Source organism: Anaerosphaera aminiphila DSM 21120, assembly GCF_900129925.1.
In the GTDB taxonomy this organism is placed as follows: Bacteria; Bacillota; Clostridia; order Tissierellales; family Peptoniphilaceae; genus Anaerosphaera; species Anaerosphaera aminiphila.
The window spans coordinates 111,945-124,310 of sequence record NZ_FQXI01000003.1 but is presented as its reverse complement, the minus strand read 5'-3'; the positions used below and the strand labels follow the sequence as shown (position 1 = coordinate 124,310).

General features: G+C 31.9%; 8 protein-coding genes and 2 rRNA genes. 8 read left to right on the top strand and 2 right to left on the bottom strand.

Going from position 1 to position 12,366, the window contains the following annotated elements:
* Positions 1-156 (top strand): 23S ribosomal RNA (locus BUB47_RS03770); the annotation flags it as partial.
* Positions 157-220: 64 nt separating this feature from the next.
* Positions 221-336: ribosomal RNA gene (gene rrf / locus BUB47_RS03765) — 5S ribosomal RNA — on the top strand.
* A gap of 145 nt (positions 337-481) precedes the next feature.
* Here rrf and pepD read toward each other — a convergent pair.
* On the bottom strand, positions 482-1,906 hold the full coding sequence (gene pepD / locus BUB47_RS03760; RefSeq protein ID WP_083529058.1) for a beta-Ala-His dipeptidase: 1,425 nt from the start codon (positions 1,904-1,906) through the stop codon (positions 482-484).
* A gap of 370 nt (positions 1,907-2,276) precedes the next feature.
* Between pepD and BUB47_RS03755 the strand changes: the two genes are divergently transcribed.
* The 5 genes from BUB47_RS03755 to BUB47_RS03735 all read left to right on the top strand — a co-directional run bounded on the left by BUB47_RS03755 (position 2,277) and on the right by BUB47_RS03735 (position 9,783).
* Positions 2,277-3,479 (top strand): aminoacetone oxidase family FAD-binding enzyme, encoded by a 1,203-nt coding sequence (locus BUB47_RS03755; protein WP_073183906.1) that lies wholly within the window; start codon positions 2,277-2,279, stop codon positions 3,477-3,479.
* Between the two features lie 36 nt (positions 3,480-3,515).
* The gene (locus tag BUB47_RS03750; protein WP_073183905.1) at positions 3,516-4,796 is read left to right on the top strand and encodes an NAD(P)H-dependent oxidoreductase; all 1,281 of its coding nucleotides are present in this window, start codon (positions 3,516-3,518) and stop codon (positions 4,794-4,796) included.
* Positions 4,797-4,852: 56 nt separating this feature from the next.
* The gene (locus tag BUB47_RS03745) at positions 4,853-5,269 is read left to right on the top strand and encodes an RrF2 family transcriptional regulator (protein WP_073183902.1); all 417 of its coding nucleotides are present in this window, start codon (positions 4,853-4,855) and stop codon (positions 5,267-5,269) included.
* 215 nt (positions 5,270-5,484) lie between these two features.
* A complete protein-coding gene (gene ileS, locus BUB47_RS03740) occupies positions 5,485-8,577 on the top strand; it encodes an isoleucine--tRNA ligase (protein WP_073183901.1) in 3,093 nt (1,030 codons plus the stop codon).
* A gap of 117 nt (positions 8,578-8,694) precedes the next feature.
* On the top strand, positions 8,695-9,783 hold the full coding sequence (locus BUB47_RS03735) for an HAD family hydrolase (protein WP_073183899.1): 1,089 nt from the start codon (positions 8,695-8,697) through the stop codon (positions 9,781-9,783).
* 53 nt (positions 9,784-9,836) lie between these two features.
* Here the strand turns inward: BUB47_RS03735 and BUB47_RS03730 are convergent, their stop codons facing one another.
* Positions 9,837-11,162, bottom strand: coding sequence for a TraB/GumN family protein (locus tag BUB47_RS03730; RefSeq protein WP_073183897.1), 1,326 nt, complete (start codon positions 11,160-11,162; stop codon positions 9,837-9,839).
* Between the two features lie 187 nt (positions 11,163-11,349).
* Here BUB47_RS03730 and BUB47_RS03725 point away from each other — a divergent pair, with 187 nt between their 5' ends.
* Positions 11,350-12,294, top strand: coding sequence for a D-2-hydroxyacid dehydrogenase (locus BUB47_RS03725; protein ID WP_073183895.1), 945 nt, complete (start codon positions 11,350-11,352; stop codon positions 12,292-12,294).
* Positions 12,295-12,366: the final 72 nt, after the last annotated feature.

The following is a 12,366-nucleotide window of genomic DNA, read 5'->3' as shown; positions in this document are numbered from 1 at the left end:
ATAAGAGCTGAAAGCATCTAAGCACGAAGCCCCCCTCGAGATGAGATTTCCCTCGAAAGATAAGACCCCTTGAAGAAAATGAGGTAGATAGGCTCAAGGTGAAAGAGCAGTAATGTTTGAAGCTAATGAGTACTAATAGGTCGAAGACTTGACCAATAATAACCTAACTAGGAATAGTAGGTAAAAGAAGTTATATATATAAGTAGTTGTTGTGGTTTAATCCGGTGCATATAGTAAGAGGGACACACCTGTAACCATATCGAACACAGAAGTTAAGCCTCATTACGCCGATGGTACTTGGTTGGTAACGACCTGGGAGAGTAGGTGATGCCGGTTTACATAAAAGTCTATTGACGAATACGTTTAAGTATCGTTGGTGGACTTTTTTATTTACATTATTTTATTTTATATTATATTTATTAATATGGAACAAACAAAAAAGCATGCTCTATTGGCATGCCTTTAGTATTTGATTTTAGATTTATTTTAATGATTTTAAGAGTTCTATTAAATAGTCGTACACTCTCTTAGTAGATGAAATAGATAGAGACTCTGTTGTAGTGTGAGCTCCCCTTATGTCAGGTCCAATTGAAATCATATCTAAGTTTTTATATTTAACGTAGAATACCCCACATTCAAGACCACCATGGGTAATCTCAAGTGTCATTTTTTTATTGTACATTTTCTCATATAAGTTCATTGCTATTTCTCTAAATTCAGATTCTTTCTTATACTCCCATTCAGGATAGTAATTTGAATAGTTAAATGTAACTGGATAATTTTTAGATACTTCATTAAATTTATTTTTAAAGTCATCTAGTAAAGATTCAGCACTAAATCTAATGGAGTTCCAAACTTCGTAGGCAGAATTATCTTTTTTAGTTACAATTGCCAAATTAGATGAAGATGCAACAATTTTATTTTTTTCATCTATAAAGCTGTTAACTCCAGTTGGAAGAGAAAGTAAATACTCAGCGAATTTTGCTGTTGAGATGCTACTTTGAGCTGTTGAAGGGTTATTCATTTCATTGTAAGATATTGATAATTTTCCATCTAAGTTCTTGTATTTTTCATAGAGTTCTTCAAAAACTAAGTTAATATTATCAACGTTTTTAAGTGCTATTTTAAGTTTTCCCATTCTAGGTATGGCATTGTCCTTAGTACCACAGGAAAAGTCAATTAACATAGAATCACTAAGCTTAGAAATGAAGTCTGCCATAACGACAATCATATTCCCCTTTGGGTTCGCTATTTCGTTTCCGCTGTGACCTCCAGTAAGTCCTGTAAAATTAAATTCATAGCTTTTATATTCATTGGAAATAGAAGTAATTTCCGGAGTGAAGTATCCGGTGTATAGTTCTCCGCCTGCAGATCCTACGGTCATAATTCCCTCTTCTTCAGAGTCGATATTTATTAAGTAGTCTCCTTTTAAAACACTGTCAGAAAGTGCCAATGCGCCTCCTAAGTCTGTTTCTTCAGATACTGTAACTAGAACTTCCAATGGTCCATGAAGTATATTGTCGTCATCTAAAACAGCAAGTGCCATAGCAACTCCAATTCCGTCATCTGCACCAAGAGTAGTGTCATTTGCGTGTAAGGTGTCATCTTCAACTACCAGTTCAATTGGATCTTTTTCAAAGTCATGTGTTGAATGTTCTCCCTTTTCAGGAACCATATCCATATGGCCTTGTAGTATTATAGCTTTGGAGTTTTCATATCCAATAGATGCTTTTTTTCTAATTATTACATTTAATTTTTCGTCTTGAATTACTTCTAAATTTCTATCGTTAGCAAATTTAACTAAGTAATTTGAAATTCCAAGTTCATTTCCAGAAGCTCTAGGTATTTGAGATATTTCTTCAAAGTACTTAAAAACCAATGTAGGTTCAATATTTTCTAATTTCATTTTATACCTCCAAAATTTGTAAATTAATTAAATAAAATGATGTTAATTAAATATTTACTATAATATTATTCTATAGCTAAGGCAATTTAAATACAACAACATATAATATTGAGATTGTAACTTTTAATTGAGAAAAGATTAGATATTAGTGCTTTAAAAATCTAAGTCTATTATATATAATTAATAGAGTGCAGAAGGAGGTAATTATGTCATTAACTTTATCGAATAGTTTAACTACTAATATTATGTTTCTAATTTTACTGTTGTTTTTTACAGGGTACTCTATATATCAAAAAAAGAAACAAACTAGCATTGCTTTTGTGATTGTTACTATTTTGTATGTAATTTATATTTATAGGACTTGGTTTTAATGAAAATAATAGTAATTGGCGGAGGAATTTCCGGAATTTTTGCTGCAATTGAGTTGCGTAAAAATGGTCATGATGTAATTATTTTAGAGAGAAACGACAGAGTGTTAAAAAAGATGTTAGTTACCGGAAATGGAAGATGTAATTTAACTAATGTTAATTTGGGAAGAGAAAATTATCACTGTGAAGGTGATGTTGTTGAAATGGCACTGTCAAAATTTAACAATGAGGACTTTATTAATTATTTAAATGAAATTGGAATAATTACTACAGAGGAAAATAATGGTAAAATTTTTCCAATAGCATTAAAGGCACAAAGTGTGGTAAATATGCTCTTAGAAGAGCTGGAAGAACTGGGAGTAGATGTACTTACTTCTAAAAGAGTTATTTCTATAGAAAAGAAAAATGGTTTTATAGTTCGTACAAATGAGGAGAGTTTTACTGCAGATAGAGTTATCTTTGCAGTGGGAGGATCTTCTATGCCATCATCAGGCTCAGACGGAAGGAGCTACAAGTTAGTTCAGAAATTGGGACATACTATATCTGATGTCTTTCCAGCTTTGACACAGGTGAAATTAAATTCAAATTATTTAAAACACCTAAGTGGCGTAAAAGTTGTAGGTGAAGTAGAGCTTTACGAAGATGATAAAATTATAGATAGGCGACATGGTGAAATATTATTTACTAACTATGGAATTAGTGGTCCGCCTATTTTAGATATATCTCGAATGATAAATTACCAAAAAGGCAATTTATCAATAATAGTGCCACTAATAAATAATATTAAAGACAAGACTCAAGTAAGAGAAAAATTGTTAAATAGGTTTTATACACTGCAAAATTATTCAATTGAGCGCTGGCTCTTGGGAATTATAGATAAAAAATTTATATATATTGTATTGGAAATGTTGAAATTTAATAAAGATATTACAATGGATATGTTGTCTAACAGAGATATTGCATTGTTAATAGACTTATTGTTGGGAATGAAGTTTAAAGTAGAGGGAACAAAGGGATTTGAAAACTCTCAAGTTACAAGTGGCGGAGTGCTTACAAGTGAAATTGATGAGGAAACTTTTGAATCTAAAATTATAAAAGGTCTCTATATAATAGGAGAGGTAATGGATGTAGATGGAGATTGTGGCGGATACAATATACAGTGGGCTGCGACTTCAGCTATATTAGCAGCAAGATCTATTAATTAACTTTATAATTTTATTCTTTGTTATTTGGAGGAATTTATGTTCTATTTAAAAAAATCTTTAGAAAAACACGGAGAAATAAAAGTTGGAATAGTGGGTGCAGGTATTATGGGTTCATCTCTAGTGGCACAACTTGAACTTTTAGATAATTTTATTCCGGCAGTTATGTCTTCTAGAAGATTGGAATCAGTTTATAGTGCTTTGGATAAGGCGAAAGTTGATAGAAGTAAAGTAATTGAAACAAATTCTATTGAAGAGGCTAAAGAGGCTATAGATAGAGGATACTATGTTGCTACAACGAACAATAAAATAGCTGCAACTGTTGTAGACTGTGTTGTAGACTGTACAGGAAATACAGAAGAGGGAACAAAAATTTCTCTTTGCGCAATTGAAAATGGCGTTGACATTGTAACATTAAATGTAGAAATGGATGCTACTGTTGGGTGCTATTTAAAAGTATTGGCTGATAAAAAGGGAGTAATATATACAGGTTCAGCAGGCGATGAACCGGGCGCTATAATTGAATTATATGAATTTTTAAATACAGTTGGTTTTGAAATTTTAGTTTTGGGTAAAGGTAAGAATAATGAGTTAAATTATTATGCTACACCAGATGAACTAAAAGAGGAAGCTTTAAAAAAGGGCTTAAACCCGAAAATGTTAACTTCTTTTGTCGATGGAACAAATACGATGACAGAGTTAAATGCAGTTTGTAATGCAACAGGATTTTTACCAGATACAAGAGGTTGCCATGGATTTATATCCTCACCAAAAACTTTGGCAGAGGATATAAAGACTAAAGATGAAGGCGGAATATTAAATAGTTACAAAACTGTGGACTTTGTAAAGGGAATTGCACCAGGAGTATTTGCCATAGTGAAGTGTAAATCCGATGTACTCACTTCTGAAATGAATTATTTAAAAATGGGCGATGGCCCTAATTTTGCCATATATAGACCTTATCATTTAACTAGTATTGAAACCCCAAACTCTATAATAAAGGCAGTTGTACTTAGAGATAGCTCAATTGCCAGTATAGGAAAACCAGTGGCTGAAACTGTAGCAATTGCAAAAAAAGATTTAGCAATTGGAGAGAGCATAGATGGAATTGGCGGCAATACAGTATATGGTGTATTAGAAAGTGCGGAAGTACAAAAAAGCGAAAACTTAATTCCAATGGGAATTTTAGTGGGAAATGTAAGAGTGAGAAGAAATATAAAAAAAGGCGAGGCATTGAGTTATGAAGATGTGGAGCTAGATGAAAGTTCTGAAATAGTAAGAATTAGAAGAGAACAGGAGAACTTTTTTACATTGACGTAACGGGTTTTTTATTATATTATATGGTGGATGTACCAAAAGGAGTATGGTGATAGAATTTGAAAATAACCCGAGAGATTGACTATGCCTTCAGAATTTGTGCGTATTTAGCAAGTAGGGAAGGAGAAATTGTAGGTGCTCCCAAAATTGCATACCAACAATCAATTCCTGAGAGATTTGCTCTTAGAATACTTAGAAAATTAAATTTAGCAGGAATAACAGAAGCTCAAAGGGGAGCTACTGGAGGTTACAAGTTAAAAAGACCAAAAGAAACTATTTCTTTATATGATATTATTTTAGCTGTTGATGGACCAATTGTGGTGAATAATTGCCTAGATGAAGAGGGACCAGATTGCACACTATTTGGAAACAATCCGGCGGCATACAATTATTGCAAGTTTCATATGAAATTAGTAGATGTAAAAAGTATGTTGATTGATTCATTTAGCAGTTCAACTTTAGATCAATTTGTATAGAACAGTGAAGAGAAGGGTATAATAATTTTTTTTAAAGAGAGTGCCTATGTGGTGTAAGGGCATAAAATATTATTATATAGATCAGCTTGGAGTTCTAACGTTAATCGCGTTAAGATATCAAGTGATAGTTACCTGTAATTAGGGTGGTACCGCGACACTGTTCGTCCCTTTATTTTAAAGGGATTTTTTATTTTTATATAGGAGTGATAGATAAGATGAAAGCTTTTAAAGCACTTTCAAAGGAATCTGTAAAGGAAAGAGAAGAAAATATTTCTAAATACTGGGAAGAAATTGACTTGCTTCACAGGTCAGTTGAAGCCAGAGATGGAAATGAATCATATATTTTTTATGAAGGACCTCCAACAGCCAATGGAAGACCGGGAATACACCATGTTATGGCTAGAACATTAAAGGACCTGACATGTAGATATAAGACTATGACAGGATATAAAGTCAATAGAAAAGCAGGATGGGACACTCACGGTTTACCTGTTGAAATTGAAGTAGAAAAAAAGCTTGGACTTAAAAATAAACACGATATAGAAAAATATGGAATAGCAGAATTTAATAAAATGTGTAGGGATTCAGTATTTGAATATGAGAAAGAGTGGAGAGAGTTAACTAAGAGAATGGCATATTTAATTGACTTAGATGATCCATATATAACTCTTAAAAATGACTACATTGAATCTGTTTGGCATATATTAGATAAAATGTTTAAAGATGGACTTCTATATGAAGGACATAAAATATTGCCATATTGTCCAAGATGCGGAACTGGACTTGCTTCTCACGAAGTTGCACAAGGCTACGAAGAAATAAAGACAGAGACTGTCGTTGCTAAATTTAAGTTAAAGGGAAAAGATGAGTACTTTTTAGCTTGGACTACAACTCCGTGGACACTGCCATCAAACGTGGCTTTGACAGTGAATGCGAATATAGATTATATAAAAGTTAAATATAAAGACGAAGTTTATTATTTAGCAGAGGCCTTGGCAGATAAAGTTATTGGCGAAGAATATGAAGTATTGGAAAAAATGAAGGGCAAAGATTTGGAATACGTTGAGTATGAACAGTTGTTGCCATTTTTAAGTGTAGATAAAAAAGCTTTTTTTGTAACCTGTGCTGACTACGTTACAACAGAAGACGGCACTGGAATTGTCCACACTGCTCCTGCATTTGGAGAAGATGACTATAAAACAGGAAGAAAGTATGATTTACCTGTATTAAATCCAGTAGATGAAGATGGAAAATTCACAGCAACTCCTTGGAAGGATACTTTTGTAATGGATGCAGATCACGATATAATCCACTATTTAAAGGACAATGGACTTATGTTTAAAAAACAAAAATTTGTTCACAACTATCCTCACTGCTGGAGATGTGGAACTCCATTAATATACTATGCACACCCATCATGGTATATAGAAGTTACAAAATTTAAAGATAAGTTAATAGAAAATAATGATGGAGTAAATTGGTTCCCGGATTTTGTTGGAGAAAAGAGATTTGGCAACTGGCTTGAAAATTTAAATGACTGGGCAATTTCCAGATCCAGATATTGGGGAACACCACTACCTGTTTGGAAGTGTGAATGTGGACATTTAGAGTCAGTGGGTTCTAGGGAAGAACTAATAAACTTAGCAGTTGAAGATATAGATGAAACTATAGAACTTCACAGACCATATGTAGATGATGTTCATATAAATTGTCCGGAATGTGGTAAGTTAATGACTAGAGAAAAAGAAGTAATTGACGTTTGGTTTGACTCAGGTTCAATGCCATTTGCACAGTGGCACTATCCATTTGAGCACAAAGACGATTTTAATGAGCTGTTTCCTGCAGATTTCATATGTGAGGGAATAGACCAGACAAGAGGTTGGTTTTATTCACTTCTTGCAATATCAACTTATATGACTGGGAAAAGTCCATATAAAAATGTATTGGTAAATGACTTAATCTTAGATAAATATGGCAAAAAGATGAGTAAGTCCAAGGGAAATACTGTAGAGCCATTTCAATTATTTGACAAATATGGAGCTGACACAGTTAGATGGTATTTAATGTACGTTTCGCCACCTTGGTCTCCAACTAAATTTGATGAAGAAGGTTTAAGAGAAGTAGACTCTAAGTTCTTTAGATCTTTGAGAAATATTTATAATTTCTTTAGCTTATATGCAAATACAGATGAAATAGATCCAAGAGAATTTAAAGTATCCTATGAAAATAGAGATGAAATAGATAAGTGGCTACTTTCAAAATACAATAGTCTGTTAAAAAGTGTAAAAGAAGATATGGAAATATTTGAACTTACAAAAGTTGTGAGAAATATTCAAGACTTTGTAATTGAAGATTTTTCAAACTGGTATATCAGAAGAAACAGAAGAAGATTTTGGAAGACAGAAATAGATGATGATAAAAAAGCAGTCTACAATACAACTTATGAAATACTATTGGGACTTACAAAAATAATAGCTCCATTTGTTCCATTTACAGCTGAAGAACTGTTTAAGTCATTAACAGATGGTGAATCAGTTCACTTGGAATACTTCCCTACTTCAGATGAGTCTTTAATAGATGAAAAACTTGAAGAAAAAATGGACCTTGTGAGAAATTTAGTAGCACTAGGCCGTGCTTCAAGAGAAGAAGTAAAAATAAAAGTTCGCCAACCAATCTCAAAAGTTATAATAGACGGAAAGTACAAAGAGATAATTGGAGACCTTACAGATTTAATAAAAGAGGAGCTAAACGTAAAGGAAGTTTTATTTGAAGACGACCTATCAGTATTTATGGACTATGAATTAAAACCGAACTTTAAAGTTGCAGGCTCTATACTGGGACCTAAAATTAAATCCTTTGGAAATGAACTTAAAAATGTAAACCCTAAAGAATTTGTAGAAGAACTTTCAAAGGGAAATGTAATAATGAACTTAAACGGTGAAGACACTGAAATACTAGAAGACTATATAATTATAAATATAAAATCTAAAGATGGATTTGACGTAATAATGGAAAACAACTTATTTGTAATTTTAGATACAGAGCTTACACCGGCATTAATAGAAGAGGGACTTGTAAGAGAATTTATTTCTAAAGTACAACAATTTAGAAAACAAGAAGACTTAGACGTACTTGATAACATTAAAATTTCAATGCAATGTGACGACGAAGTAATAAATGCAATTAGAAACTATAAAGACTTTATCAAAAAGGAAACTTTGGCAACAGATCTTGAAGAAATTGACCTTGATAGAGGAGAAGTTGACTTAAACGGTCACGTTGGGAAAATTGTAATAACAAAAAAATAATATAAAAGAGTGCCTGTAGATTATATTCTACAGGCACTCTTTTATGTAAATAGCCTTTTGATTTTAGAAAGTGCTTTATTGTGGTACAATTATCATATTATAAATTAGGAGAGCAGTATGTTAAAACAAAGAGGATGGACAGATAAAAACTATAGCACATTAAAAAAAATGATAGCTGAATATAGGTTGGAAAATTTTAATAGTAAATGGGAAAAAAATTATGTTGTATCTGATTGGGACAATACTACTATTATTTTTGACATTGAAGAAGCTGTATTTATGTACCAGTTATTAAACTTAAAATACAATATGAAATTAGAAGAATTTTTATATGTGGTAAAAAAAGATATAGACGTGAAACCAGAAGAATTAGATAAGATAAATAGTATAGTTGATGAAATTGGAGAGGACTATAAATATATATTAGAAGAGCTAAAAATAAAGACACTGGAAGAAGTAAAAGAGAGTTGTGTATATGAGAGTTTTGTAGTTAAAATGGTCTATATATACGTAGAAGTTGCAACTGAAATGTCTTATAAAATGCAGTGTTATAGAATTTTATACTTATTTTACAATATGTCTGAAGATGAAGTTAGAGTACTTTCAAGAGAGGCTATAGACTATTGGATGAATGAAAGTATTGGTAGAATTGAATTTAAAACTGTACTTAGAAATGGTGAAACTTTAGAATTTACCCATAGAGTTGGAATAAGAAATGTACCTGAAAAAATTGAACTATTCAGTGAACTTAGAAAAAATAACATAGACGTCTATATATGTACGTCTTCATCTCAAATAGTAATTGAAGAGTTTGCAATAGGAAATTATGGCTATGGATTTTCAAGTGGAGAAATTTTTGGACTTAATTTATTAAAAGGTGAAGAAGAGAGATTTTTAGCAGAAGTAGACGAAAGAGAAATAGCTATAATACTGGAGGGCAAGGCAGAAATTTTAAAAAAACTGGAAAGGCACTATAAAAAGCCGCCTCTACTTTATATTGGAGATAGTGACGGAGATTATTATGCACTGACTTACAGCGGATTAAAGTTTGGATTAATAATAAATAGAGATGGTGGAGACCTTATATTTAATTTAAAAAAAGAAGTGACAATGGAAAACTACAGAGGAGAGACAAAGTATCTATTACAGGGAAGAGATGAGAAAAACGCAAAATTTATAAATTCGGAAAACAGTATAAATATATAAAAAACACACCTTTTAGTTAGTTTATTTTCTAACTTTAAAGGTGTGTTTTACTTTTAAATATTTAAGTCTTCTACTTTAAAACCCTTGTCTGTTAAATATTTAAGAACGCTGTTTTCCGGAACGTAGTGTAGTGAACCAACTACTACAAAATAAGTTTTTCCACTGTCGGAATTTAACATTCCCTCAATTTTTTCAGCCATTTTCGGATCTCGGTCTACAAGCAAAAGTTGTGAGAAGGGGTCACTTGTATTGGACATACCACTCATAAATTTTTTATCTCCGTCAATCCATGCTTTTTGCATTTCGTCAATGCCATTAATTTGATTGGCTTCTCCGTTGGCATCTAAATCTTCAATTAAGTTAACTAACATATTTTTATAAGATTTTTCATCATATCCTGCAAGAGTGTCAGCTTGAAGTTTTACTGACTCCATTTCTCCTACAGGTTTTCCAAGAATTTTTGCATGGGTGATAAAGTGAGTATCTATTCCCAGAGTTGAGCCATAGGGTTTGTTAACTGCAACGGGAATATTTGATATTTGATTATATGCTGCCCAAAGTTTAAGTGAATTGTAATTTTCCTCGGGAATTTCATATTTATCCATATATTTTTTTAACTTTGCATATGTCTGTGCATCTAAGTCGTCTTTAAGAGAAGTGCCGTCAGTTCTAGGCATTAAATCAGTCATATAGGACATTTCATCGGCATTGGAAATATCCACCTCTACATATAGCTCATCTGATTTGTAAAAGGCATCCATAACTTCCTTTTTCATTGGATACATTTCATTTGAACCAAGGTGAATGGAGCCAAACATATATACAGTGTTGTTTTTATTTTCAGCTTTGTAAAAATAACCCTTGGCACCAAAGTCGTTTTTATAAATTAAGTAGTCAGCTGCTCTATTGTAAAAAGTTGCAGTTTCTTCATAAGTGGCACTTTTATCAAGGTTTAAATTGCTACCATTTCCCAGTAGAATTTTATTTTCTTGCAGGCATTTAATAGCGTCAGTTTTTTCGTTGACATCCTTGTCATAGTGACCAAGAGTATTAAATAAATTTAAAAGTATAGTTTCTCTGGTCAGTTCGTTTTTTGTACTTAAATCTTTAAAACTTGTATTTTTTAAAATACCATAAGAATTAAATTTTTTCTCTAAATTTGCATTTAATTCTTTTAGCTCATCAGCTGTTATATTTTGAGTATAGTCCTTGTATGTTGTAGTTAGGGGAACTATGCCTTTTTTTTGTGCATTGTCTACTGAAAGTACCGACCAATCACTGATAATAGGAGCCTTAGGCTCTTCTTGAGCAAATATTACATTTACATTTAACAAGAGTGCAAGTGACATTAAAAGTGATATTTTTTTAATTTTTTTCATATTATTAACTCCTTTCTAAAAATAAAAGTAAAGTAAATATATCACAGAATGTAAAATAAAGATATGCTACATAAATTAATTAGATATATTAATTAGAAATAAAGTTGAAAAAAAACTGAAAGTTATGTACAATTAGTAATGTATGAATTGTGTGTGAAAATACATAAATAAAAAGGAGAGATTTATTATGAAAGCGTTAATCATTGATCAAATGTCTAATATTATTGACGAAGAACTAGCTAAATTAGGTTTTGAAGTAGATAAAGTTATGCTTCCAAAACCGGAAAAACTTATTGAAATAATTGGGGAATATGACTTACTTGTAATGAGAGTAGATCCATTTATTAGTAAAGAAATTATAGATGCAGGAAAGAAATTAAAGGCTATCATGGTAGGTGCAGTAGGACTAAACCACATTGACCTTGAATATGCAAAAGAAAAAGGAATTGCAATTCACAATGCTCCAGGACTTAATGCCAATGCAGTAGCAGAACTTGTTATCTTAAAAGCACTAGACTTATATAGAAATTCTGTTCAAGCAAATAATGAAGTAAAATATGACCACATCTGGAATAAGTACAGATGGATTGGTAGAGAACTTAGAAATAAAACTATGGGTATTATAGGATTTGGTGCTATTGGTAGACGTGTTGCTGAAATAGCTCAAGTATTCCATATGGATATTATTGCATATGATCCATTTATTAAAGCAGAAGATAATAAAATTGAGTATGTAAAAATAGTTTCACTTGATGAAGTAGTTAAAAACTCTGACGTTATAACTCTTCATGTACCTCTTACTCCTGATACTAAAGATATGCTTTCTGACAAAGAAATGGAAAGCATGAAAGACGGAGCAGTAATAATTAACTGTGCTCGTGGTGGAGTTGTAAATGAAGAAGCTCTTTACAAATACATTAAAAATGGTAAACTTGGCGGAGCAAACTTAGACACTCTAGCTGACGAACTTGGAACAGGCGGTCTTGACACTCAAGACGTTCACATTGAATCACCACTATTTGAACTTGATAGAGTATATATAAGCCCACACGTAGGTGGATCAACTATCGATGCTCAAGATGACATTGGAAGAGTTGTAATTGAAAATGTAAAAAAGGTTTTTAACTTATAATTAATAAATCTTAACTAAGAAGGTAACTTTGGTTGCCTTCTTTTTTTTATAAAAGTGTTATAATGTAAAAGG